Consider the following 24,983-nt stretch of genomic DNA (forward strand, 5'->3'; position numbering starts at 1 on the left):
ACAGTTTGACATGCGAACTATCCTATTACAAGTTGTAGTTTATACTGGTATAATGGATGCCAGGATAATGAATACCGGAGGAATTTTATGAACCATCAGGAACGATTGCAGGCTTTGTCCGCCTTTTTGAAAGCCCGGCGGGCCCATATCTCCCCCGACACCGCCGGACTGCCTGCCGGCCCCCGCCGCAGAACCCCCGGGCTCCGGAGAGAAGAAATAGCCCAGCTGGCCGGCGTAAGCACCACCTGGTACACATGGCTCGAGCAGGGACGGGATATCCAGGTATCGGTCTCCGTGCTCGAGAGCATCTCCCGCGCGCTGCAGCTGACGATGGACGAGCGCAATTACTTATTTTCGCTGGCGCTGGAGACCGGCCCGTCCATTCCGCCGCTGGAAGATACCGTGCTGCAGATCAGCCCCTCGCTGCAAAAAATACTGAAAGAGCTGAAGTACTGCCCGACGATCATCTCGGACCGCCGCTGCCATATCGTCGGCTGGAACGAAGCCGCACAGCGTGTCTTCCTGAATTTCGATGAGATTCCCGCGGAAGGACGGAATATGATTCGTCTGCTCTTCACGCGTCAGGAATTCCGGAGGCTGGCCGTGAACTGGGAGGATTTCGTCAGCGGCTTCCTGGCGATCTTCCGGGCCTACTACGGCAAGTATGTCGGGGACGAGTGGTATAACCGGTTCCTGGCGGAAATGAAGGAGGCGCACCCGGACTTCGGCCGTCTGTGGGAGGAGAGCAAGGTCAGCTCCTCTCCGGATCTCACTCTCGAGTTCCGCCATGCCAAAGCCGGCCGGATGCTCTTCGAGCTCACCTCGCTCCAGGTGCAGGGGGAGACGGATCTGCGATGCAGCGTCTATACGCCGAAGCTCGAGTCAACGACCGAGCGGAAGCTTCACCAGCTGCTGAGCTGAGGGTGGGGTTGGGTGGATGGTGCCTTATTTTTTGCGGGCCGCCGGGTACATCGCATGGTAAGGGATTGGGTCTCGCTGCACGGATCGCAAGGAGTACGCAACACAACGTCGAATAAAAAGAACAAGATCGTCTCTTCATGCCTGTTTCAGTGAAATCGAGAATGATTCTTGACGGTCAGCTGTTCGAAAAATGGACGAGGAGTGTTTCGTGGTGACGATCAGTCGAATGAATCCTAAGGTAGATGGATTTATGAGGAAAGCCAAAACGTGGCGGGAAGAGTTCGAGAAATTAAGAATGATCCTTCTTGACTGCGAGCTGACCGAAGAAGTGAAGTGGATGCATCCTTGTTACACGTTCGAGAATAAAAATGTCGTGTTGATCCATGGATTTAAACACTACTGTGCGCTTCTGTTTCACAAAGGTGCCCTGCTGCAGGATCCCCATGGGATTCTAGTCCAGCAAACGGAGAATGTACAGGCGGCACGCCAGATTCGGTTCACGCATGTTCAAGAAATCGTTGAAATGGAACCCATCCTGAAAGCCTATATCGAACAAGCCATTGAAGTGGAAAAAGCCGGTTTGGAAGTGAGCTTTAAAAAGAATACGGAATACGTCATTCCGGAAGAATTTCAAAATAAACTCGAAGAAATGCCTGCCTTGAAAGAGGCTTTTGAAGCATTGACGCCGGGACGGCAAAGAGCATACCTTCTTTATTTTTCCGAACCCAAACAATCCAAAACCCGGACATCCAGGGTTGAGAAATATGCAGATCAAATTCTAGCTGGAAAAGGATTACAGGATTAGTATCCTACGAGGGGCAGGATTCAATAGAAAATTTCCACAATATGTACGAAACCGGTATGGTTCAGTTATCATGGTAGTAACGCTTGCCTGCGGCAGGTGCTTAGGAGAGGAGCAGTGATCCTATGAGTATCCAAGATTCCAAGGAACGTTTCACCGAACGCGTCGATTACTATGTCAAATACCGGCCCGATTATCCGGCGGAAGCGCTCGATTACTTGTTCGGCACTGTGGGTCTGCATCCCGACGCGGAGATCGCGGATATCGGAGCCGGAACCGGCAAATTCTCGAGGCTGCTGCTGGAACGGGGCTGCCGGGTGACCGCCGTCGAACCGAACCCGGCCATGCTGGCTGCCGCCGAAGATGCGCTGGGAGCGTACACGTCCTTCCGTACGGCTGCCGCCTCCGCCGAAGAAACCGGCCTCCCCGGCTCGTCAGTGGACTTCATTGTGTGCGCGCAGGCGTTCCATTGGTTCGACCGGGAGCGGGCGCAGACGGAATTCCGCCGCATCCTGAGGCCCGGGGGCCGGGCGGTGCTCATCTGGAATTCCAGGCTGACGAAGGGCACCCCGTTCCTCGAAGAGTACGAACAGCTGCTTCATAACTATGGAACGGATTACGCCCAGGTCAACCACAAGAATATCTCGCCCGAAGCCTTAGCACCGTTCTTCCGGGCGGGAGACTTCCACCAGGCCCGCTTTCCTTACGGGCAGCTGTTCGATTACGACGGCTTGTGCGGCCGGCTCTTGTCCTCCTCCTATGCGCCGCCTCCGGGCCATGCCATGCATGAACCTATGCTGAAAGAACTGCGCCGCATATTCGACCGCAATGCCGTGGAGGGCCGGGTGTCGTTCGACTACGAAACCGAGGTGTACTGGGGGGAAGTCTAATCTCGGGAAGGGTATCCCGCCTCTCAGCTGCGAGGCGGCTTGGCTCTTACTAGACCGTGCACCGGCCCGTTGTGCCTAGCCTAGCTTGGTCAGAAGCGGTATATCATAAAAGCAGTCCACGCCTCCTTCTGCATCCAGGGAGGGCGGACTGCTTTTTGGTGTGGGATCCTCAAAGGACCGCCTGCACGGGACCCGGCAGTGACGATTCTATTCGAATCGAGCCTCCGCCGCGTACCTTACGGCTCGATGCCCCATACCCGCCCGCCTTGGATATAGGCGGTTACCTGTTCACGGTCCGTATATGCGGCCACGGCATCGAAGGAGTAATCTCCGGTCTGGGTATAGCTCGACCAGTCGGTCTTGGAGAAGCGGGCCTGGATATCGATGCTCTTGCCCGCAGGCAGGGTGCCTGCCCCCGCCTTGAAGCCGATCTCCAGGAAGCTGTCCGCGCCAGGCTTCGCAGCCGTGAGCTTGGCGAAGGTTCCCGTCACATTCGCGCAGCCGCTGCTGGACCAGTCGCAGAAGAAGCTCTGCGCTTGGTCCCCGTCCGTCGTGTAATAGTAACGCAGCGTCACATCCGACAGCTCAACCGCCGATGTTCCCGTATTCATAAGGCGGATCCGCGGGGCAATGGAATTCGCCGCCGCGGCCGTCGTGCCGTTCTGAACCTGGACCTTCAAACCGCCGCTCACCGGAGGAGGGGCTGTCGTGGATTCCGTGATCGTAACGGTCAATGCAGCCGTCGTACCGTTCCCGAACAGGAAGGTCAGCGTGGCGGTGCCCACCGGCTGCGCGGCCAGATAGCTCTTCAGCAGCGTAACGGTCGACCCGCTGACGGTATAGTGCGTTCCCGCCGTAAGCGCGGTACTGCCATTACGGATGCCAGTGAAGGTGCTGCCGTTCAAGGTCAGCCCCACCGGGAGATCCGCAGCCTTCGAAGCGTTCTTGTCAAAAGCGGCGGATGCCGGAGAGATCGCCGGGTTCTGTACCGGCGGCGGTGTGGTTGCTCCCGCAGAGTCGCCGTACAGGATTCCCCTGCCGTTCGTCCCAAGATAGACACGGCCGTACAGCTTGGGGTCTCCCGTGATAGCCGAGTTCGTCACACCGTACTGGTGGGCGTCGTCATTGATGCGCACCCATGTGCCGCCCTGATCATCGGAACGATAGATGCCGCGTACCCCGTCGACCTTGGCGGAAATGTACAGGGCCATGTAGTCCCTCCCGGGTGCCGCCTTGCCGAAGCCGACGACATCCGCTTCCTGGACATTCGGCAGCTTGACGAAGGAAGCGCCCCCATCGATCGAGTGCCAGAGGCCGTAGGTGGTCTTCGTTGTGCCGCCGGCGAGCCAGATCTCGCCTTCCCGGCCCGGCATCGCCTTGAAGTTCAGCACTCCTTCGGTTGGCAGTCCGGCCGCCGCCGTCTGCGTGAACACCGCGCCGCCGTCGGTGCTCACGTAGAACTTGCCCGCGGACGCCGCGTAGAACTTGCTCTTGTTCACCCGGTCCGCCGCCACCTCCGCCCCGGCCGGCAGCCCCGTGCTGGCTGTCCAGCTGCCGCCGCTGTTCTTCGAGTGGAACACGCCCAGATCCGAGGTGCTCCAGACGAGAGAGCCGGCATCGGCGCCGACGGCGATCATGCCGCCGCCCTTCGTTCCGGACGGTTCGCCAGACGGGTTGAACCAGTTCGCTCCTCCGTCATAGGAGACCGACAGGGATTTGGCGTTCGGGTCGGCATTCTTGTCGGCATACCCGACGCGTGCGATGAAGGCCGGCGTCAGCTCGGCATAGTCCAGCGAGGACGTGCTGCTTGGCTTGATCAGCATTTTGGCTGGCGCCTTGGTGACGTCGTCATGCCTGAAGCCCGACACGTCCCCTACCCCCGAGATCACCGGAGCTCCTGCCGGAGGGGAGATCAGGTCTAGGACGGCCATCTCCTCCAGCCCCTTGGCTGCTACGGAAAGATTCACTTTGCCCCCCGTGTCCCAGGCGGTTAGATTCTTCGTGCCGTAGATCGTCGCACCCGTTCCGTACAGCAGCCGGTCTTTGTCGAATGGATCGATCTCGACATCCCCGATCATCCATCCGAGCTTCGGAGTAACCTCCGGCGGGCTTGGATTATTGCCGAAGTCGAGCCACGGGGCGGCCGTGATATCCTGCGTATACCGCAGCGTCCGGTTCGGATACCCGCTCCACTCCCAGATCGGCGTCCAGCTCGCCCCGCCGTCGCGGGTCCGGTACAGGTTGGCATCCGGCCACCACGAATTCAGTGTGGAGACGACAAGCGTGCCCGGGTTCTGGGCATCCGCCGCCAGGCCTCCGTAGCCGAAATAATTGTCTGTGGAGGAACTCGGCACCGGTGAAATATTCGTCCAGGCCCCGGTTGTCAGGTTCAGCTTCCACACGTCTCCTTTGGTTCCGTCATACGGGCCGATCCCGTCATTGTACGTGATATATAGAGAGTCGCCCGAGATCACGCCATGATGAGGAAGATAGCCTGCCGGCTGGCCAGGGACCGCCGTCCAGGTAGCTCCACCGTCGGTGCTCTTGTAGATGCTCGTCGTCTTGTCGGCCACGCCGGCATAGATCGTCTTGGAAGCCTGCCCTGCTGAGCCGGACTTTGGATCCAACACGATCCAGGCCAGCCCCATGATGTCCGACTGGTAGGGATTGGAGGGGTCTTGAACGTACGTGCCCGGATTCGGGAAGGAAATCACCTTGTTCCAGGTTGCCCCGTAATCGGTGCTCTTCCACAGGCCGTTCCCGCTGCGCGCCCCGAAGAACAGCGTGCTGTTCAGGTTCGGATCGATCACGAGCCGCTCGCCCATCGAGCGGCCCGGCATATTCCCGCCCACCTTGAAGGGAAGCACGGTGGTTTTCCAGGTTGTCCCCCTATCCGTCGAGCGCAGGATCGCGCCGGGGTTCGGGTCCCAATCGTTCGTGTAGGTGCCGACCGCGAGGTACAAACGGTTCGGATCGACCGGGTCGGTCGCCAGCGCATCCACACCGGTATACCCCCACTGATCCCAGCCGATGGAGTCGAGCAGCGGAATCCAGGAGCTGTCCGCCGGATTCCACCGGTAAGCCCCGCCGATATCCGTGCGTGAATAGATCAGATCCTTTTCCTTCGCATTGAACTCGATGCCCGGCACGAACCCTCCGCCCGCACCGGTTACCACATTGCGCCAGGTATAAGGCTCGCTGGCCGCCGCCTGTGCTTTCGGGGCAATCGCAGGCCAAGCCGTGCCGATCAGGACCGCCGCGAGCAGGGCCGTACCCAGTTTGCGCCTTCGTTTGATACGAGTCATCCTCAGTTCCTCCATCCTCATGGGCTAGCCTGCTGGAAGCAGGAAGATACCCCCATCATACCCGCGGGATGAAAGCGCTGCTAACGCTGAAGTGACTTTTTCACTTGTCCGTTTGTGCTCTGATGATCCCCTTCTTCAGGATCAGGTTGGCGTACTGTGCTGACTCCCCTGTCGCTATGACGGCATAGGCTTTTCGGGCCCGTTCATAGAAGGCGAAGCGTTCCAGGCTTTCGAAGGATGGGGTCGCGCCCAGCTGTTGAGCCATCAGGTCCTGATAGCGCTGCCAAATCGACGTTTCGACCGAGTCTCCCGGGACGACCTCCATCACCGCGGCAGGCGACACCGTATAAGTGTCGAGCGGCATCAGCTGCAGGATCGCCTCCAGCAGCTCGGGGATCGGATGGCCGTCGCAGCGGATCAGCCGCTGAGCCACGCTGGCGGCCGGGAAATTGGCATCCGCCAATACAATTTCATCACTGTGGCCCATTTCCATGAGCACCTTGAGCAGTTCCGGGGACAGGATACGTGGAATTCCAATGAGCATTATTGTTCAGCCTCCTTGGGATATGAAACTATGGACTTGGGCCACCTGATTACAACAAATCTCGCTTCCGCAGCTCTTCCAATTCACTGAGAAGCTCCCTCAGCGACTCAAGCTGCAGCTGCCCGGTATCCAAACCTCCCCCAAAGCTCTATCCCGTCCTCTTGCCCGGGTCGCAATCGGGAGATGGGTTACTGAACGCCGTGTCGTTCCGCACTGCGCTTCGTTGCCGAAAGCTCATCTCCCTCGAGGTAAGACTTTCGAGCTGCCTGCCATGCGCGAGGGTTCTCTACTTTAGAATCTGAAAGGTGTCGATATAATAGCCTTTATAAACGCGATGTTCCCCGGCTTGCCTGACGAGATCTGCGATATGCTTTTGCGGTTCTCCGAACCGGCTTCGCAGCCACTCTCTCGTTTCATCCAAGTCCCGGCGTGGGTCATCGTATAGAACGTCCAGAACAGCAGACTCCGGATCTTCATTATCCGAGACATAGATGGCATATGAGGCCTGCAGATAGGAGGCCAAGTCATATACCCCTCTTCTTACCTGCTCCTGCATCTCCTTATTCAATATAAACGTGTTCCAGCGGATGAGGAGATGGACGTAGCACACCTTTTCAAAAAAAGTAAACGACATACCGCCTGGACTATCAATTTCAACAGGCTCTCCGGTGTCACCGGGTATTCTCTTCCAGACTCCACCCTGTCCCTCTAGAACACCTGCCATAAGATTGACTTGGCGAAGTTCTCCCCTGTTTAATGCCTCGCACAGGGTGATTATGCCTTCTTCATCCAGCCTGTGCCCCAAATTAGCCGTAACGTTCCGGCCCACATGCCCTCCTCCTCCGTTCATCCGGCCTGAAGCCTACAAAAAAACGGCAGCCTCCTCTCAGGAAAGCTGCCGATCCCATCCACCTTATTCTTCATCCAAGTCCACGTTATGATAGACCTGCTGCACATCTTCAAGGTCCTCGAGGACGTCGATCATCTTCTCGAACTGCCCCTGCGCATCTGCCGGCAGCGTAATGTAGTTCTGCGCGAGCATGGTCTGCTCGGCGACCGTGAATTCCGATACGCCGGCGTTCTTCAGCGCCTCCTGCACGGCATGGAACTGCTCCGGATCCGCGTAGATGATCACCGCTTCATCCTCTTCCACGATATCGCGCACGTCGACTTCCCCTTCGACAAGAATCTCGAACACTTCGTCGGAGGTCTTGCCGGTCAGGCCGATGACAGCCGTTGCGTCGAACATGTACGCTACCGAACCGCTCACGCCGAGGCTTCCGCCGTTCTTCGTGAAGGCCGCCCGCACTTCGGAGGCCGTCCGGTTCACGTTATTGGTCAGCGCCTCAACGATGACCATCGAGCCGTTCGGACCGAAGCCTTCGTAACGGAGCTCGTCATAGTTTTCCTCGCCGCCGCCCTTGGCTTTCTCCAGCGCACGGTCGATAATCGCCTTCGGCACGTTATAGGTCTTCGCACGCTCAAGAACCACCTTCAGGGCGCGGTTCGATTCCGGATCGGGCTCGCCCCGTCTGGCCACTACATAAATCTCGCGGCCGAATCTTGCATATATGCGACTCGTACTCGCATCCTTGGATGCTTTCTTTTCTTTGATATTGTTCCACTTACGGCCCATACTGATCCCGCTCACTTTCGACTTGGTATGTACTTATTTCGACTGCATAATTCCTTGTCCATTATATCTCGTAAAGACAGCTGGAACAAGTTTGAAGCGTATTCTTTCTTGCCCGATGAGAGAATCGGCGCAGCACAAAAAACCGCGGCGGCGGCCCTTCCGGTTAACGTTTCTGTCATGTTACGGCTGCCGCTGGGCTCCATTAAGGATTTTGAGCAGAAATATTCTCTTACGCCCCAAGCCCCGTGCAGTCAAGATAAATCCAGCCAGCCAGCGTGATCCGTACATTCCCCTCCCACAGATGAGAACCATTGGATCCAAAAGGCGCAAAATGAAGGTTTCTGCGCTTTGCCCGCCGGCTGCTTCATCCACTAAGGTACTTGTGTACCTGAATAGGAGATTCACGAAGAAGGAACATTCACATGAATAGGAAACCTAACTTACCAACCGCCGGGGAGCAAGGCCCCATCCTGGTTATCGGGGCTACGGGAGCACAGGGCGGAGCTGCGGCCCGCAGCCTGCTCGAGCAGGGACACAGGGTCCGGATCCTGGTCCGCGATCCGCTCAAAGCACGCCACATGGCTGAGCTCGGGGCGGAGATCTGCTCCGGCGATTTGTCCGTCCCCGCCTCGCTGGAAGCTGCTGGAGCAGGTATAAGGAGTATTCGCCATCCCGGTACCGGACCATGAGGATCCGGAGTACGAGTACCGGAACGCCTGGAACCTGATCGAGGCGTCCCGGCGCGCAGGGGTGCGTCACTTTGTCCAGACGAGCGTCGCCGCCGCCGGAGACCACCGGCACATGCCGAAGGCGGGGGCAGGCTATTGGAACGACGCTTACTGGGAGAGCAAGTGGCGGATCGAGGAGAGCGTCCGCCATGCCGGCTTCCCTCTGCACACGATCTTCAAGCCGACGATGTTCATGGAGAATTTCAAGCCGCCCATGGCCTCCTTCCTGTACCCGGAGCTCCGTCAGGGCAGGCTGGTCACCGCTCTCAGGCCGGACACGCGCGTTCAGTTCATCGCCTCCGGGATATCGGGGCGTTTGCCGCGGCGGCGTTCGCCGAGCCGCACCGCTTCGGCGGCCGGACGCTAGAGCTGACCTCGGAGGCGCTGACGATGGAGGAAGCCGCTGCCGCCCTGTCGGCCGCCACGCGACGTAACGTGAGCGCCGTCTTTTTGTCCTACGAGAAAGCCAGGGTACAGGGCCGCGCGCTGGGCCGCGAGGATGAATGGCTGAACGACATCGGACACCGGGCAGCCATCGGAGAGCTTGCAGCTTACGGCGTCCGTCTGACCCCCTTCCGGGAGTGGGCAGAGCAGCACCGCAGCGGGATCCTTATCGATCCGAGCTAGTCCCTCTCTACCGAGCGATCCGGCATGTACATCTGTTTTGCCACGCAGCGGCATGGTTCACCATATTACAACAAAAAACGCAAAAAAACTGCGCATTCGACGCGCAGCTTTATCCGATTTCAGCGCAGGGAGCCTCATCATGCTCTTCGAAGCTCCTCCATGATTTCCCAGGCAATACAAGGGGGGCAAAGGTACACCGAGCAGCTTAACCGGAGGCATCCCTCCGGAGCCTGCCGGTCCGCCTTAGATTACCATTCCGCTTCCCAGGCGCTCTCATACTCCCGGTTGAACGAACGGCGGGGCTTCCGCTCCGGCTTCGACTCCCGAACCGCGCACTCCGTGCCCATGAAATCCGCGAAGTGCTTGCTCTCACCCCGGCGGATCTTCCGGGCTTCCTTCCGCTCGGCCGCCGTATCGTAGAGCAGCCGCTCTTCGTCGGTTTCGGCGAGCACGCCCGGCACTTCCGTCGGTCTGCCGTCTTCACCCAGCGCAACGAAGGTCAGGAAGGACGTGGCGCATACTTTGCGCGCTCCAGTGAGCAGATCCTCCGTCACGACCCGTACGAATACTTCCATCGAGGTCTTGTGGGACCAGGTGACGAAGGCCGACAGGCTGACGGCGTCGCCTTCCTTCACGGGATGAAGGAAGTCAACGGAGTCCGTGGAAGCCGTTACGACAGGACGGCGGGCGTGACGGGTAGCGGCAATGGTAGCTACGTCATCGATGTAGGCCATGAGCTTGCCGCCGAAGATCGTTCCGTGATGATTCGTATCCGGAGGCAGGACGATCGAGTCTTTTATAGTAAGGGACGCCGAAGCGGGCCGTGTAGTCAGTGCAGTGGTATAGGAGTTCATTGTGTGATTCATGCTGGCACCTGATTTCTGTTGGATTTGATCAGTGCTTAGTTTACTCCACCTGAATGTATAGGTAAAATACATATATCGCATAGGTTCCATTCCTTTTCACTATAGGTGACCACAGTGGGAAGACCCTTGCACACAAAGGAGCTATCATGATCGACCTCAAACAACTCACTTATTTCGTTGCCGTGGCGGAGTCTGGAAGCTTCACCCAAGCGGCGCGCAGCCTGCATATTACCCAGCCCTCCTTATCCAAGATGGTCCGTCTGCTCGAAGAGGATCTCGGCGTCCAGCTCATCGACCGGTCCGCCAAGAAGATCGAGCTGACCGATGCGGGCAGAAGCATCCTCCACTCGGCCAAGGGGATCCTGCAGTCCGTGGAGCTCATGACCAGCGAGCTGGAGGAAGTGACTTCGCTTCAAAAAGGCACCCTGCGGCTTGGCATTCCGCCGATGACCGGCGGGTATTTCCTGCCCTCGATCATCGAGAGCTTCCTTACGGAGTATCCGAATATCCGGCTGCATGTATTGGAACAGGGCGGGAAAAGCTTAGAGGGGGATGTGCTCCAGGGAGAGCTTGATTTCAGCCTGGTGATCCTGCCGGTCAAGGACGAAAGCAGGTTTCATATTCTTCCCTGCGTCCACGAGGATCTCCATCTCGTTGTGCATGCGGGACACCGACTGGCCTCCCGGGATGCCGTCACCTTGAAACAGCTGGAGGACGAGCCGTTCATCATGTTCCGCGAGGACTTTACCCTGCATCACCTCATTAAGGAACGGTGCGAAGCCGCCGGTTTCGAGCCGCGGATCGTCTTCGAGAGCTCGCAGTGGGACTTCATGACGGAGATGGTCGCGGCCAAATACGGCATCACCCTGCTCCCCGAGGGGGTCTGCCGGAGGCTGGACTCCCGGCGCTTTGCCTCCGTGCCGGTCGTGCGGCCGTCCATTCCCTGGCGCCTCTCCATGATCTGGCGCAAGGACAAATACATGTCCTTTGCGGCGAGGGAATGGGTGCGACTCATGGAAGCGAAGGTAACGCCGCCTGCTGCGGAAGACGAATAACGTGGGCTGAATGCAAGATAAACGGCTTCGCCGTCCTTTAAGGACGTTGCGCGTTTATTTCAAAAAAACCGCCCTCTGCTGAGTGCGGTTCGCTCCTAATTTCGATTGGCATGCTGTTAACGGGCATCCAGCTTGTAGAACTCAGCCGCGTTGTTCCCGTAAAGGCCCGATCGATCCTCTTCCGTCAAGCCTTGCGGAAGCGATCGTTCCAGCACCTGAACGACCTGGTCATAGTCCGCTGCAAGCAGGCAGACGGGCCAGTCGCTCCCGAACATGACGCGCTTCGGACCGAAGGACTCTATGACATGGTGGACATACGGCTGAAAATCGCCCGTACGCCATGCCTGATGATCAGCCTCGGTGACCATGCCGGATAGCTTGCAGTATAAGTTCGGATGTGCCGCCAGTCGCTGCAGCTGCTCCCTCCATGGGTCCAGCCGGCCTGACGCGATGGGCGGTTTGCCCAGGTGGTCGATCACGCCGCGCAGCCCCGGCACCCGGTCCGCCAGCTCCACAAGCACATCCAGCTGATGCGGGAGAACGAGCAGATCGACGGGAACGTCGAGCTCCGCATAATAGGTCAATGCTTCCACGAAGCCGTCTTCGAGGACAGCGGATGCATCCGCGAGCTCCTGGATCATGATCCGGAAGCCCACCAGCTTCGGATGCCGGCTGAGCGTCTCATACTGCTCCCGGTGTCCGGGATCAAACAAATCCAACCAGCCCACCACCCCTGCAACCGACTCGGTCCGCTCACTGAGCTCCAACAGGAACTCCGTCTCCGCTATCGTCTGCGCCGCCTGGACGACGATCGTACGTTCGATGCCGTGCCGCTTTAAGTGCGCTTCGAGCATCTCCGGCAGATAGTCGCGGTTCATCAGCGGAAGCTCCGGCGTGATCCATCCGTAGTCCCCCCGGGCTATGCTCCAATAGTGCTGGTGTGCGTCGATCTTCATTGCTAGTTCTCCTCCTCCGGTACTCTCGGTATACTGACAGCGGACCGCCTACCGTCACCTAACTACACTTCGACGCATGCCTCCCGTCTCCTTCCAGAAGTGCCGCTCTCATCAACCTGCAAGAAAGAGATCATTTACTTAAAAGCAATGCCTGAAGTAGGGGCTCTATCCCAACGGGTTCCGTCGTTGTTTCGTACCTCCCGTTACAGCTGACCGCTCTGATCGATCAGAAACTTCAATAAACAACCAAAAAAAGGAGAGAACGCTAGACGGTTCCCTCCCTGCATCACTTCTTCCGCGTTCCTTACCATCCGCTGGCTGCACTGCCTGCGGCCATCGGGTCCATTCCTCCGAGCCGGCCGGACTCGAACCCTTCGTAGAACGCCTGCTTCCGTTGGGCCGACGTGCCGTGGGTGAAGCTCTCCGGCACCACGTAGCCCTGCGCTTTCTTCTGGAGCGTGTCGTCCCCTACGGCACTCGCGGCCGTCAGGGCTTCCTCGAGATCCCCCTCCTCGAGCAGCTGCTGTCCCTGCGCACCGCGTGCCCAGACGCCCGCATAATAATCAGCCTGAAGCTCGAAGCGGACCAGGTACTGGTTGAACTGCGCCTCGCTGAGCTGCCCTCTCAGCGGCATGACCTTGTTCGTCGTACCGAGGAGAGTCTGCACATGGTGGCCCACCTCGTGGGCGATGACATAGGCCATCGCAAAATCCCCCGGCGCCTGGAATTTCTGCTGCAGCTCATCATAGAAGCTCAGGTCAATGTACAGCTTCTGGTCCCCCGGGCAGTAGAACGGACCGGCCGAAGCGCCGGACACCCCGCAGGCCGACTCGACGCTGCCCGAGTAGAGCACCAGCGTCGGCTCCTTGTAATCCAGCCCTTCCTGACGGAATTTCTCGTGCCAGATGTTCTCCGTGTCGGCCAGCACTACCGATACGAACTCCGCGAGCTCCTTATCCTGTGCCGACTCCTGGTAGACCACGGTCGAACCGGTTCCCCCTCCGCCTGTAATGGCGCTCATGATATCCCCGGGTCCGCCTCCGCCGAGCAGCGTCACGATGATCACGAGAATAATCCCGCCGATCCCGCCGCCGACCAGCCTGCCGCCTCCCATGCCGCCCATGCCTCTGCGGTCTTCTATGTTGCCGCTGCCCTGTCTGCCTTTCCACTGCATGCTTGTTCCTCCCTTGTCTAGGTCTTGGTGGGTTGCCAGGTTATTCGTGTTATGTGTGTTTACCCCGAAATGGACAGGGTTGACACCAGGCAGGATTTGGAAGCGATTGCAGGAGTGCAGACTGAATTCTTCCCTTGAAGATCCTGAACTCAGGGAATAATTGGTACAGGCCCGGTGAATCATAAGGCGCAAACAGGCGGCAAGAGCCTGAAGCATCCGGAAAGGGGGCGGTTCGTCATGTCTCAGAACAATCAGAATGCCGGTAATGACAGCACGGATCCCCGGGAGACGCTGAGAGGCACGTTCGTATCGGTCCTGTTCATCGGCGCCTTCTGTCTGGTCCTGTGGCTGATCTTCTTTGCCATTTATCTGCGCCAAGCCTAAGAGAGGAGGGAGCATCATGGAGCATCGCCACCACATGCCCCGGTATGAGAAAATCTGGCTCACCATCGGCGCCGCATCCCTGGTCGTATTCCTGGTCATCCTCGGCGTGATGGCTTTTGGGATGGGGCTGGATGCTCCCGGCCATATGCAGACCATCGCCCCGGCGGAGGTTGCGGCGACCCCGCCCTTCAATAAACCGGCACTTCAGCAGAGGGCGCCGGGAGAGTATGATTTGTTCATGGTCGGCCAGATCTTCGCCTTCAACCCCGGAGAAATCCAGGTTCCAGCCGGCTCCAAGATCCACTTTCACATCACGAGTCCCGATGTGGTCCACGGCCTCCTGATTCCCGGTACGAACGTGAATATGATGATCGTGCCGGGACACGTAACGGAGTTCACGTACACCTTCAAGCAAAGCGGCGATTATCCCCTGCTGTGCAATGAGTACTGCGGCATGGGGCATCACCTCATGATGGGCAGGCTCCATGTGACTTAGCCGCAGTCCTGCTTATGGGAACCCATCACATCTTAAGGAGGGGATGCAATGGAAACCAAGCCGTTTTTGTTCGACCGCAAGGACCGGAGTCTGATTCTGGTCCATCTGGGCATCGCCTTCCTGGCCTTGTTCATCGGCGCCATCGCCGGTCTGCTGCAGGGACTGCAGCGTACCGGGTTCATCACGCTGCCCTCGCCGATCGGCTATTATCAGCTGCTGACGGCGCACGGCGTGATGATGGCGCTGATCTTTACCACCTTCTTCATCGTCGGGTTCCTGTATTCCGGCGTCTCCCGCACCCTCGGCGGGACCATGACTCCCGCGTCCCGCAAGGCCGCCTGGATCGGCTTCTGGCTTATGGTGATCGGCACCGCGCTCGGCACGTACGCCATACTCAGCAATGATGCCTCGGTGCTGTATACCTTCTATGCGCCCATGGCCGCTTCTCCGTTCTTCTATATCGGACTGGCCCTGGTCGTGGTGGGCAGCTGGCTGAGCAGTGCGGCCGTGTTCCTCTGCTTCACCCGGTGGCGGAGGGAGCATCCGGGACAGGTCTCCCCGCTGTTCGCCTACATGGCCATCGCCACGATGGTCCTGTGGGACATCTGCTCGCTCGGGGTCGCGGCCGAAGTCGTATTTCAGCTCATTCCCTGGTCCCTCGGTCTTGTGCCGACCATCAATGTGGAGCTCAGCCGGACGCTGTTCTGGTACTTCGGTCACCCGCTGGTGTACTTCTGGCTGCTGCCGGCTTACATCTACTGGTACGTCAATATTCCGCATATCGTCCGGGGAAAAATCTTCAGCAATTCGCTGCCCCGTCTGACGTTCATCCTGTTCATCCTGTATTCGATTCCGGTCGGCTTCCACCATCAGCTGCTGGAGCCGGGGATCAGCTCCTTCTGGAAGTTCGTGCAGGTCGCGCTGACGATGATCGTCGTCATCCCTTCGCTGATGACCGCCTTCTCCATGCTGGCGACCTTCGAGCTTGCAGGAAGGGAGCAGGGGGCCACCGGGCTGTTCGGATGGCTCGGCAAGCTGCCCTGGAAGGATGTCCGCTTCTTCGCCGCCTTCCTCGGGATGGTCATCTTCATCCCCGCCGGCGCCGGAGGGATCATCAATGCGAGCTACCAGCTGGATCAGGTGGTACATAACACGCTGTGGATTACCGGGCATTTTCACCTGACGGTGGCCTCCACCGTGGCACTTACCTTCTTTGCGATCTCGTATTGGCTCGTTCCCCTCCTCACCGGCCGGGAGCTTACGCCCTTTGCCAACCGGCTCGGCATCATCCAGGCCGTGGTCTGGGGCATCGGCATGCTCTTCATGTCCGTGAGCATGCATATCGTCGGTGTGCTGGGGGAGCCGCGCAGGATCGCGTATACGACCTACATGGATCATCCGATCGTCAACACCTGGGCGCCTTACCGGACACTGATCGGAATCGGGAGCGGAATTCTCTTTGTCGGCGTCCTGCTCTACCTCTTCATCGTGGTCTATCTGTGGAAGTTCGCGCCTGCCGCGAAGCAGGCTGCCGACTACCCGCTCGGCGTAGTGCAGGAAGCGGCACAGGGCACGCCGGCCATCCTGGAGCGCTGGTCGGTATGGATCGGGGTCTCCATCCTGCTGATCCTGTTCGCCTACACGATCCCCGTCGCCCACATGATTCAGCACGCTCCCCCCGGCGCCCCGCCGATGCGCACTTGGTAGCATCATACGCGGCGTATGCGAGCAAGCGGCACAAAGGACCCGAGCCATCGGGTCCTTTTCCGTGCTATGGAATTGTGTGCTGCCGCAATCCCTGCATGCGTGGTTTCGGCCGCTGACGCGGCTTCCCTATTGGAAATTGAGCAGATTCGACTGGTTCTTGCGCATTCGAAAGCCGACAAAATGCTCCTGCGACTCGATCTGGAAATAGATGTTGTTCTCTCTCAGATAGCGCATGGTCTGGCCGGGCTTCGCCCCGTAGGAATGCCCGGGATACACCCTTACCTCATCCGGGACAAGCCGCTGCATCCGCTTCACGCTGTGATACAGCTCATGCGGGTCGCTACCGGCCCCTGCACACATCCCGCAGCCTTCGATGAAGATCGTATCGCCGCTGAACAGGCTGTCCGGCAGCAGATAGCAGGCCCCTCCAGCCGTATGCCCGGGCGTCAGGTAGCAGCGGACGGGCGTTGCCCCGATCAGCAGGGTATCTGAGTCCCCCAGCCTGTGCAGCCCCGGCGCGCTGAACCCGTAGAAGTCGCATTCCCGGCTCATCATATAGACCGCAAGACCGGTATACCGGCTGCACAGGGCCTCCACGAGATTGACGTGATCGTGATGGGCATGCGTCAGCAGGATCGAGGTCAGGACGGCTCCCTGCCGCTCCACCTCCGACACAATCGTATCGAGCTCCCAGGCCGGATCCACCACCGCTGCCTGCCGGGACGCCCGGTCGACGATCAAATAACTGTAATTGATATAATGCCGCCAGGTGACCCTTAAGGGAACCACCTCATAGCCGGCATAGAAGACGTCCGTTTTTGCTTCCTGCTGAGATAGAACCACTATGTATCGCTCCTTTCTTCCGGCCATACGCCGCGTCCTCACCGGCGGCAAGGTGATCAGTGACCCCTTCCGTTATCGAGCCCAGCCTTGTGCGCCGCATTGTCCTCCTTGCACAGGTTGAAGGTTAAACGTATCGTACTGGCCGCTGCAGGTGCTCAGGTAATCGCCCAGCAGGCCCCCGCACCTGCTCCGTCACCCCGCTGTCCGTCTCTCCTTGCCGCGAGCCATGTCCGATTCTTCCTCTCCTACCTCGGTTCGGGAGTGGCCGGGTTGGTTTCGGTTCATTTTCCCTGCCGCTTCCTCGGGTTGAAAGCGCTGCCTGAAATATGTCTTTTTTGTATTCTTTCTGTTCATGTATGTAGTATATCATTTCCCTGAAAAAGAGGACCGGCTGCCCTGACTATCGTCCCTTCTTGGCGGAGGCTTGAAGCATCCCGTGAAGGAACCGGTTCATGAGGAGAGGCAGGGAGATCAGGATGGGCGGATCGTCCAAACGCGGCGGATATAGATGAACCTCCTGATGGGGAACCCGGGTGAAAGGCGAGACACAGATCGGCGTCTTCGCCCGGGTTCGCAGGGTAGCCTGCGGCAGCAGCACATCCATGGCCTGCATGCTCCAGGATACGGAGGTGGCCATGAGGTAGTAAGTCCCGGGCTTCACCCCTGTAAAACAAAAGCCGCCCAGGGAGGACAGCAGGGTTCCGTACAGCGGAATCCCCTCGGGAATAGGCTTCGCGAACAGGCCGATGAGAATGACCCCTTCGAACGGCACCTCTGCCTGGACCGTCCCTTCTATGCAGTCGAAGGCGGAAGGGGCCGAACTCGGTGAACGCCAATCCTGGAGCGTCCGCAGTGCCTGCAGATGGTTGTCCGTCTGCTGCACCGAATTCCGGAATTCGGAAGGCGTCATGCCTACCCGCTCGGTGAAACGGGTCGTAAAGGTCCCGAGACTCTGCTGGCCGATCTCCAGCCCGATGTCGCGCACGCTCCAGCCCGTGCGCAGCAGCAGATCCTTGGCCTTCTGAAGCCTGAGTGACGATACGTAATATAAGGGCGGCAGCCCTGTCTTCTCTTTGAACAGCCGGGTGAAGTGATATGGACTGTATGCTGCGACCTTCGCCAGCCTCTCCAGGGGCAGCGGCTCATCCATGTGCTGATGGATAAAGGAAATGACCTCATCGATTTCGGAACAGTGGACCGACATCCTTCCATCCCTCCTCGGAATAAAAATGGGACGAAACTCTCAGACTCACAATCAGAACAAAAGTTCGCATATTATTTTCATATTACCATATATTTCTTAACACGGAAACCCCAAAAATTTCCGTCATCATACTTTCCAATTGTTGTATAATTTAAGGGACAGCCAATCCACGGATAGGATGATGCCCATGATGAAATTTGCCGAGTACCCATATCGCAGGCCGGATCTGGACTTGATGGAAAAGGAGTTCGGGAGCCTGTTGGAGAAGTTCCGGCTAGCCGGAACCCCGCAAGAGCAGGAAGCGCTGCTGGCGGACATAAACCGTCTTCGCTCCTCGTTCGAAACGGCTTCCAATCTGGCTTATATCCGGCATACGGCCGACACGCGGGATGACTTCTACAAGGCGGAGCAGGACTTTATCGACGAGGCGCGGCCCGCCTTCCAAAAGCTCGTGAATCCCTTCTATGAAGCCCTGGTCTCCTCCCCGTTCCGCACGGAGCTCGAAGCCCGCTTCGGCAGGCAGCTGTTCGCTCTGGCACAAACTTCACTGAAGACATTCCGGCCCGAGGTGGTCGAAGATCTCCAGACGGAGAACAGGCTGGTCAGCGAGTATACCCAGCTTGTCGCTTCGGCTATCGTCCCCTTCGACGGGCGCGAGCTGCCGCTGCCGCAGCTGGGCCCGTACCTGCAGTCGCCGGACCGTGACGTCAGACGCAGAGCCAGCGCTGCCCGCTATTCCTTCTTCAGCGCCAATGAAGCCCGCTTCGACGACCTGTTCGACAAGCTCGTACAGGTACGCACCGGGCTTGCCCGCAAGCTCGGGTTCGAGAGCTTCACGCCTCTTGCTTATGCCCGTCTTGGCCGGACGGACTATGATGAAGCGATGGTCGCCCGGTTCCGGGAAGGCGTGCTGCGCTCGCTCGTTCCTCTGGTTAGCCGGCTGAAGGAACGCCAGCGGTCGCGGATCGGCGCCGACCGTCTGTATTTCTACGACGAGAGCTTCCTCTTTCCCGGCGGAAACGCCAAACCCAAGGGTGAGCCGGCCTGGCTCGTGAAGCAGGCGGAGCGGATGTACCGGGAGCTGTCGCCGGAGACCGGTACGTTCTTCAGCTTCATGGCGGAGCGGAATCTGCTTGACCTCACCAGCCGCCCCGGCAAGGCGACCGGGGGCTACTGCACCTATCTGACGGACTTCGGGTCACCGTTCATCTACGCGAACTGCAACGGCACGGCCGGAGATATCTCCGTACTGACCCATGAAGCGGGCCATGCTTACCAGGTCTACTGCAGCGGCAGGCTGGAGGTGCCCGAATATCACTGGCCTACCATGGACGCCGCCGAGATCCACTCGATGAGCATGGAGTTCATCACCTACCCGTGGATGGAACTCTTTTTCCAGGAGGATGCGGACAAATACCGGTATACCAATCTGGTGAGCGGACTCACCTTCATTCCGTACGGCTGCGCGGTGGACGAATTCCAGCACTGGATCTACGCCCATCCGGATGCGGAGCCCGGGGAACGCAAGGGCGCTTGGAGGGAAATCGAGCGAAGGTATCTGCCGCACCGGGACTACGATGACAACGACTATCTCGAACGCGGCGGCTTCTGGCAGCAGCAGGGACATATCTTCCATACGCCCTTCTACTATATCGATTACACGCTGGCCCAGCTCTGTGCGTTCCAGTTCTGGCAGCTTCACACCGAGCGCCCGGCGGAAGCCTGGGGGAGCTATAACCGTCTGTGCAAGCTGGGCGGCAGCCTGCCCTTCACGGAGCTGGTTGCGGACGCGAGGCTGGGGTCGCCCTTCGACCCTCAGGTGGTCTCCTCCGTGATCGGACGCATTCAATCGTGGCTGGACGGCGTGGACGACTCGGCGCTGTAATACGGAAGGGCGCCCTTCAACTGAAGGGCAATTCTTCCCCGCGCATACCAAAGAGCAGGAGGCTGTAAGGCCTGCCTGCTCTTTGATTTTTTATAAACCCGCTCTCTGCTTGCAGCGTCAACATCCCCCCCGTTCCGGGTTCCGGAAAGCTGAGCCTGCCGCAGGTACGCCGGCGGACGGCGGGCCGGGGACGCTATCCCCTGCGTGCCTTGACTCCGCGCTTGTAGACGCTCCGCTGGTGGAACGAAACCGACCGGTAGGCCCGGGCCAGACGCTGTACGCGGGAACCCGTCAACTGAGAAGGATGAGTCGAAAGCGTCTTGTTGCGCGCACTGCGGAGAATACTCTTCCCGGGTCTGCGGGCATAGACATAGTTGCCGTACGTTTCGAATTCCGAGAAGCCGAACTGTTTTCTCCGGTTGATGCTCTTCAGAATCGCCTTGTACCAGGGCCGGCCGTGACGCTTCTCGATCGTGCGCTTGAGCGCTCGTAGCCTGGAACGCTCGAACAGCATGTAATGCGTGACAAAAGACTGCGGTGCCGTCTTCCTGCGGCCCATCAGCTTCCGATACGTCCGGAAGTATTCCGGCTGGCTCCACTTCCGGCAGTAGAACACCGGCCTGCTCCCTACCCGGAAGCGGTGGGGCCGGACAAAGACCGTGTCGGCATCTACGACCAGGAAGCTGCGGCGGCACACCTTATCTCCGCTCAGCTTGAGCAGCTGCTGGTAGAGCCATCCCGAGCGCTCCCAGGTGCGGGAGCGGTAGTGAATCTGGTTCTTCGTGATCGGCAGCAGCCGGGTCTCCAGCACGAAGGTGCATTTCTTCCTCGCACACAACGTGCGGATCCGCCTGCTGTCCGGGGACACGATATAGATGCGGCCGATGGGATGCCGGACAAAGGCGCGCACGCTGTCGATCACATACGGAAGGGTGTGCAGGTCTTTCTCAATGGCGGGAATCAGGACGTCGATCGCCGGACCGCCACCCGAACGCCTTACTGCTCGCTTGCTCATCCTCTCAGCTCCTATCGGATTCTACTTGCAGATCAAAGTTGAAGACTGAAATATAGTATGAGATAGGGAGAGAGTTGGTAAGGTACATCAGCGGCTCCGGCACCGATAAATGGGCGGCATCATGATCTGACATCCCCAGGGGCGGACACTTACCTTGAAGATTTTTACAACGGATTACCTATCCCTAAATGATGACCCCGTCCATCGTCGGCGCCGCCTTAGTCACAGCATAGTCTGAAGACATGGCGGCACGGCAAAAAGACCGCGCCGCGCGCGGTCTATTCTCCCCCCTGCTCCGCCACCGGCCGGACCCGCTGGTGCTCCTCCAGCCCGGCCGGCGGATTCAGGATCACGGATTCGCCCGGGTGCAGGCCTTCCCGGATCTCGAAGGCCTGTTCGTCCTTCATGCCGATGAGGACCGGCACCCGGACCGCCCGTCCCCCTTCCACCCGCCAGACGAAGCTCTTCCCCTCCGCATCCTGGTACAGCGCGTCATAAGGCACCTGCAGGGCTCCGGCCGCCTGGCGGTCCAGCATGTCGACATCCACCCGGTAGCCCGGGACAAGCCCTGCAGCGGCTGCAGCCGGCTCCAGGTACACGTTAACGTAGGCTGCCGTGTCCTGCCCCTGCTCGGCCGTCGCCACCGGATCGATCCTCACAATGCGCGCCGCCAGCTTGCCGCCGCCAAGCGCGTCCAGGCGAAGTACCGCTTCCTGCCCGAGCCGGATGTCCTTCATGAGCGTCTCCTTGACCCGGGCAGCGATCTCCACGCCGGTCAGGTCCGCAACGGTCAAGAGCTCGCCCCCCGCCGGAAGGTACTGGCCGTCCGCCGCCGGACGGCGGATGACCGTACCGCCGATCGGCGCTTCCAGCACACCGCTGCGAACGGTTTCCTCCAGGGCGGCGATCTGCCGCTCGACCTCCAGGCGCTTCGTCCCGTTCAGTGCCAGCTCTTCGGCGGAGGGACCTTTTTGCTTGAGGAGGAGCGCGCTTCTCGCCGAGGAGAGCTGGGATTCCGCGAGGCGCCATTCATCCTCTTTGGCAATGACCTCTTCTCTGCCCGCCTCCCCGCTGTCGTAACGGTTGCGGGCCTTGTTCAGCGCCCGTAATGCCGCCTGGCTGCGAATGTCCGCCTGCCGGACCGCCTCTTCCAGTCCGCCGATCTCCTCGGGCGGCGGTACGGCCTGCAGCTGCGCCCGCTCGGCGTCCAGCTGCCCAAGCTGCGCCTCAAGCTCCAGCGTGCGGTTCTGTGCCTCGCGGGTATCGAGATCAGCCAGCCTCTGTCCCTGCACCACCCGGTCGCCAACCTGCACCGACAGGGAGCCGATCCTGCCGCTGACGGGCACAAAGACGGTTTGCTCCCGCTTGGCCCGTACCCGCCCGGTCAGCTCGATATAGCTGGTCATATCCGCTTGTACGACCGGCGCTGTGCGGACCTCCGTCTCCCGCCCCTGTACATACACCAGGCTGCCTCCGAGGAGTCCCGCCGCCGCCAATCCGAGCAGCCACCCTAACCTTCCCATGCGCGTTCCCCTTTGCTCACTATTGTCTTGCTTCTGCAGGCCAGCCGGTCATGCGCCCTGCATTATGAGCCCTCCGGCCGGAAGCCGGACAGCTCCTCCAACCGGTGCCGGATCCGCTCTTCGATCTCCCGCCGGGTCATCTCCGAATGCAGAAGCATCCCGCTGAACGCATCGGCGCTCAGGGCGAGCACTTCCGTCTCCGTCTTACCGGCGGCACGCACCGTTGCCGTGCGGGGGCCGCCAAGCACCAAAGCGATCTCCCCGAAGTACTGGCCCGGGCCGAGCCGGGCGGCGACAGCCTCGCTTCCCTCCGCGCCGCGCTTCACCACTTCCGCCTCCCCGGAGATCAGGATATAGGCGCAGTCCGCGGGATCGCCTTCGCGGATCATGACCGATCCGGGAGCGAAGCGCAGCGTGCGGAAGCGGCTTTGAAGCTGGGTGAGCTGCTCGAGATCGAGCTTCGGGAAGGCACGAAGCACCCCCTCGCTGACGATCTGGCCGTCGGCCATGACTACCGTCCGGTTCACCCGGGCCGACAAGGTCTGATCGTGCGTCACGAGCACCACGGTCTTGCCCTGGGCCGCCAGCTTCCCGAACAGCCCGAAGACCGTATCGGCCGTGACGGAGTCCAGACTCCCGGTCGGCTCGTCCGCGACGATCAGCGGCGGGTCGTTGGCCAGGGCGCGGGCAATCGCCGCGCGCTGCTGCTGTCCCCCCGATACGGACGCGGGAAACCGGTGCGCCTGCTCGGCCAGTCCAACCTCGCCGAGCAGGCGTTCGGCCCGGCTGCGCCGCTCCTTCGGCGTATACATCCGGCAGAAATCCATCGGCAGCATCACATTTTCCAGCAGCGTCAGCGCCGGCATCAGCTGGAAGAACTGGAACACGATGCCGACCTGCCTTCCCCGCCAGGAGGCAAACTCCCGCCTGCGCAGTTCATGCAGCCTGGTGCCGGCGACCACCACCTCCCCCGAGGTCGGCCGGTCGATGCCCGTAATCATGCTGAGCAGGGTCGATTTGCCGGAGCCCGACCGGCCGATCACCGCAGTAAACTCGCCTTCCCCGATCGTCATGTCAATGCCCTTCAGAGCCTGAAAGGGGCCGCCGCCGCTCATGAACGTCTTGACCACCCCGCGCAGCTCGATCATGGGCGCGCCTCGTGCTGAAGCTCGTCGATCGTAATCGCCCGGGTATGCTGCGTATGGCTCCACGTCTGATTGTTGCTCGTGAAGAAGGCCCACACCGTCACCGGCATCCAGGTCAGCAGGAACAGCTGGTACGGGATATACCCAAGGAAAGCTTTCCAGGACTTTCGCTCGATCCACAGCACCAGGGGCGTCTGCAGGAACAGCAGCAGACCGACCGTCGTCCAGAACGCATCGGGCAGCAGGCGGGTCACACCCATCCGGTCGATGAGGGAGGTAGCCACCTGCGCGTACAGCATAAAAATATAAACGATATAGAGCAGAAAACGGAACGGCTGGAACAGATACAGCGCCGCATCCAGCCGAGCCCAGCTGCGCTGCTTAAAGGCCAGGATGACCAGCCTCCAGAAGTAGCGTCTCGCGCAGAAGACATGCCCCTGCATCCACCGCAGACGCTGGCGCATCGAACTCCACAATGTAATTGGCTTCTCGTCATAGACTATCGCTTCGTGCGCCCAGGTAGGATAGATTCCCCTCTCCACACAGCGGGCCGTGAACTCGACGTCCTCCGTCAGCGACTGGGCACCCCAGCCGATCTCACGCAGCAGCGCCGTCTCGATGCAGATCCCCGTGCCGCCGAGCACATTGGGAAGCCCCAGCTGATACCTGGCCAGCTGCCACACCCGGTTCATGTACCAATACATCAGTGCGTACGAGAGGCTAACCCAGGAGTCATACGGATTTTTCGTTTCGAGATACGCCTGGATGACGCGCTCTCCCCTGGATAGCTTCTCATTCATTTCGAGCAAAAAATTCGGGCTCACGAGGTTATCCGCATCCAGGATCACGACGCCGTCAAACGGCCGTCCGTACGCCCACAGCTCTTCGAGCATCCACTCGATCGCGTGGCCTTTGCCCCGCCGGTCCGGCGCGGTTCTCACCATGGCATGCACGCCGTGCGCCCTGGCGATCTCGGCCGTGCGGTCGGTACAGTTATCGCAGATGACGAATACCTCATAGAGCTCTTTGGGGTAGTCGAGCCCGCCCAGATTCTGGAGCAGCGCGCCAACGACCGCTTCTTCGTTATGGGCGGCCACCAGCACCGCAAAAGACTTGTGCACGGCGTGGCGCCGCTCTTCCTTTTTTCTTACAATGCCCGCACATCCCAGCAGCACCTGATACACTCCGATGCCGCCCACGATGATCTGCAGGACAGTAAACACCACATCCAACAACTGACTCATAGCTGTCAACCCACCTTATGACTGATCCGGATC

At 59.7% G+C, this 24,983-nt stretch carries 24 protein-coding genes; 11 read left to right on the plus strand and 13 right to left on the minus strand.

The features are described 5' to 3' along the window. The first annotated feature begins 87 nt into the window (after positions 1–87). The 3 genes from ACP26L_RS21425 to ACP26L_RS21435 all read left to right on the plus strand — a co-directional run bounded on the left by ACP26L_RS21425 (position 88) and on the right by ACP26L_RS21435 (position 2,613). Entirely contained in the window at positions 88–921 is an 834-nt protein-coding gene (locus ACP26L_RS21425) for a helix-turn-helix transcriptional regulator (protein WP_426446204.1), read from the plus strand. Between the two features lie 211 nt (positions 922–1,132). Continuing rightward, complete coding sequence (locus ACP26L_RS21430) at positions 1,133–1,726, plus strand: YdeI/OmpD-associated family protein (RefSeq protein ID WP_426446206.1); 594 nt, start codon at positions 1,133–1,135, stop codon at positions 1,724–1,726. 122 nt (positions 1,727–1,848) lie between these two features. Next, complete coding sequence (locus ACP26L_RS21435; RefSeq protein WP_426446208.1) at positions 1,849–2,613, plus strand: class I SAM-dependent methyltransferase; 765 nt, start codon at positions 1,849–1,851, stop codon at positions 2,611–2,613. A 236-nt stretch (positions 2,614–2,849) separates the two neighbouring features. On the opposite strand, the gene ACP26L_RS21440 is transcribed toward ACP26L_RS21435, so the two are convergent. The 4 genes from ACP26L_RS21440 to ACP26L_RS21455 all read right to left on the minus strand — a co-directional run bounded on the left by ACP26L_RS21440 (position 2,850) and on the right by ACP26L_RS21455 (position 8,098). Next, a complete protein-coding gene (locus ACP26L_RS21440; protein ID WP_426446210.1) occupies positions 2,850–5,918 on the minus strand; it encodes a X2-like carbohydrate binding domain-containing protein in 3,069 nt (1,022 codons plus the stop codon). A gap of 100 nt (positions 5,919–6,018) precedes the next feature. Beyond that, complete coding sequence (fucU, locus tag ACP26L_RS21445) at positions 6,019–6,462, minus strand: L-fucose mutarotase (protein ID WP_426446211.1); 444 nt, start codon at positions 6,460–6,462, stop codon at positions 6,019–6,021. A gap of 286 nt (positions 6,463–6,748) precedes the next feature. Beyond that, positions 6,749–7,312, minus strand: a complete 564-nt coding sequence (locus tag ACP26L_RS21450) for a hypothetical protein (protein ID WP_426446213.1) — start codon at positions 7,310–7,312, stop codon at positions 6,749–6,751. A 63-nt stretch (positions 7,313–7,375) separates the two neighbouring features. Further along, a complete protein-coding gene (locus ACP26L_RS21455) occupies positions 7,376–8,098 on the minus strand; it encodes a YebC/PmpR family DNA-binding transcriptional regulator (protein ID WP_426455039.1) in 723 nt (240 codons plus the stop codon). A 422-nt stretch (positions 8,099–8,520) separates the two neighbouring features. Between ACP26L_RS21455 and ACP26L_RS21460 the strand changes: the two genes are divergently transcribed. The 3 genes from ACP26L_RS21460 (at position 8,521) to ACP26L_RS21470 (ending at position 9,453) form a co-directional block, all read left to right on the plus strand. Then, positions 8,521–8,787, plus strand: coding sequence for an NmrA family NAD(P)-binding protein (locus tag ACP26L_RS21460; protein ID WP_426446215.1), 267 nt, complete (start codon positions 8,521–8,523; stop codon positions 8,785–8,787). Positions 8,788–8,848: 61 nt separating this feature from the next. Continuing rightward, complete coding sequence (locus tag ACP26L_RS21465; RefSeq protein ID WP_426446216.1) at positions 8,849–9,193, plus strand: NmrA family NAD(P)-binding protein; 345 nt, start codon at positions 8,849–8,851, stop codon at positions 9,191–9,193. Further along, positions 9,133–9,453, plus strand: coding sequence for a hypothetical protein (locus ACP26L_RS21470; protein ID WP_426455040.1), 321 nt, complete (start codon positions 9,133–9,135; stop codon positions 9,451–9,453). The genes ACP26L_RS21465 and ACP26L_RS21470 overlap by 61 nt, the downstream gene beginning before the upstream one ends. A 248-nt stretch (positions 9,454–9,701) precedes the next feature. Here ACP26L_RS21470 and ACP26L_RS21475 read toward each other — a convergent pair whose 3' ends face one another. Then, on the minus strand, positions 9,702–10,319 hold the full coding sequence (locus ACP26L_RS21475) for an acyl-CoA thioesterase (RefSeq protein ID WP_426446218.1): 618 nt from the start codon (positions 10,317–10,319) through the stop codon (positions 9,702–9,704). Positions 10,320–10,465: 146 nt separating this feature from the next. Here ACP26L_RS21475 and ACP26L_RS21480 point away from each other — a divergent pair, with 146 nt between their 5' ends. Continuing rightward, complete coding sequence (locus ACP26L_RS21480; protein WP_426446220.1) at positions 10,466–11,374, plus strand: LysR family transcriptional regulator; 909 nt, start codon at positions 10,466–10,468, stop codon at positions 11,372–11,374. Between the two features lie 116 nt (positions 11,375–11,490). Here the strand turns inward: ACP26L_RS21480 and ACP26L_RS21485 are convergent, their stop codons facing one another. After that, entirely contained in the window at positions 11,491–12,330 is an 840-nt protein-coding gene (locus ACP26L_RS21485) for an amidohydrolase family protein (protein WP_426446221.1), read from the minus strand. A 304-nt stretch (positions 12,331–12,634) separates the two neighbouring features. Continuing rightward, complete coding sequence (gene ypfJ / locus ACP26L_RS21490; protein WP_426446222.1) at positions 12,635–13,504, minus strand: KPN_02809 family neutral zinc metallopeptidase; 870 nt, start codon at positions 13,502–13,504, stop codon at positions 12,635–12,637. A 237-nt stretch (positions 13,505–13,741) separates the two neighbouring features. Between ypfJ and ACP26L_RS21495 the strand changes: the two genes are divergently transcribed. The 3 genes from ACP26L_RS21495 to ACP26L_RS21505 are packed head-to-tail and all read left to right on the plus strand — an operon-like array spanning position 13,742 to position 16,091. Continuing rightward, positions 13,742–13,888 carry a cytochrome c oxidase subunit 2A gene (locus ACP26L_RS21495; RefSeq protein WP_426446223.1) on the plus strand — a complete coding sequence of 49 codons (147 nt, stop codon included), beginning with the start codon at positions 13,742–13,744 and terminating at the stop codon, positions 13,886–13,888. Positions 13,889–13,904: 16 nt separating this feature from the next. Continuing rightward, positions 13,905–14,384: a cytochrome c oxidase subunit II gene (locus ACP26L_RS21500; protein WP_426446224.1), complete on the plus strand. Its 480-nt coding sequence runs from the start codon at positions 13,905–13,907 to the stop codon at positions 14,382–14,384. Between the two features lie 48 nt (positions 14,385–14,432). Then, positions 14,433–16,091, plus strand: a complete 1,659-nt coding sequence (locus tag ACP26L_RS21505; protein ID WP_426446225.1) for a b(o/a)3-type cytochrome-c oxidase subunit 1 — start codon at positions 14,433–14,435, stop codon at positions 16,089–16,091. 126 nt (positions 16,092–16,217) lie between these two features. On the opposite strand, the gene ACP26L_RS21510 is transcribed toward ACP26L_RS21505, so the two are convergent. Together ACP26L_RS21510 and ACP26L_RS21515 are read right to left on the minus strand one after the other, a co-directional pair. Further along, positions 16,218–16,934: an MBL fold metallo-hydrolase gene (locus ACP26L_RS21510; RefSeq protein WP_426446226.1), complete on the minus strand. Its 717-nt coding sequence runs from the start codon at positions 16,932–16,934 to the stop codon at positions 16,218–16,220. Positions 16,935–17,334: 400 nt separating this feature from the next. Then, positions 17,335–18,138: a helix-turn-helix domain-containing protein gene (locus tag ACP26L_RS21515; protein WP_426446227.1), complete on the minus strand. Its 804-nt coding sequence runs from the start codon at positions 18,136–18,138 to the stop codon at positions 17,335–17,337. Between the two features lie 187 nt (positions 18,139–18,325). On the opposite strand from ACP26L_RS21515, the gene ACP26L_RS21520 reads away from it, so the two are divergent. Further along, the gene (locus ACP26L_RS21520) at positions 18,326–20,023 is read left to right on the plus strand and encodes a M3 family oligoendopeptidase (protein WP_426446228.1); all 1,698 of its coding nucleotides are present in this window, start codon (positions 18,326–18,328) and stop codon (positions 20,021–20,023) included. A 193-nt stretch (positions 20,024–20,216) separates the two neighbouring features. Here ACP26L_RS21520 and ACP26L_RS21525 read toward each other — a convergent pair whose 3' ends face one another. The 4 genes from ACP26L_RS21525 to ACP26L_RS21540 form a co-directional block, all read right to left on the minus strand. Continuing rightward, a complete protein-coding gene (locus ACP26L_RS21525; protein ID WP_426446229.1) occupies positions 20,217–21,038 on the minus strand; it encodes a DUF6492 family protein in 822 nt (273 codons plus the stop codon). A 278-nt stretch (positions 21,039–21,316) separates the two neighbouring features. Then, positions 21,317–22,561, minus strand: coding sequence for an efflux RND transporter periplasmic adaptor subunit (locus ACP26L_RS21530; protein ID WP_426446230.1), 1,245 nt, complete (start codon positions 22,559–22,561; stop codon positions 21,317–21,319). A 62-nt stretch (positions 22,562–22,623) separates the two neighbouring features. Then, positions 22,624–23,709: an ATP-binding cassette domain-containing protein gene (locus ACP26L_RS21535; RefSeq protein ID WP_426446231.1), complete on the minus strand. Its 1,086-nt coding sequence runs from the start codon at positions 23,707–23,709 to the stop codon at positions 22,624–22,626. Next, positions 23,706–24,959, minus strand: a complete 1,254-nt coding sequence (locus tag ACP26L_RS21540) for a glycosyltransferase family 2 protein (protein ID WP_426446233.1) — start codon at positions 24,957–24,959, stop codon at positions 23,706–23,708. The genes ACP26L_RS21535 and ACP26L_RS21540 overlap by 4 nt, the downstream gene beginning before the upstream one ends. Positions 24,960–24,983: the final 24 nt, after the last annotated feature.

It is taken from the genome of Paenibacillus sp. S-38, assembly GCF_049942825.1.
Lineage (GTDB): Bacteria > Bacillota > Bacilli > Paenibacillales > NBRC-103111 > Paenibacillus_G.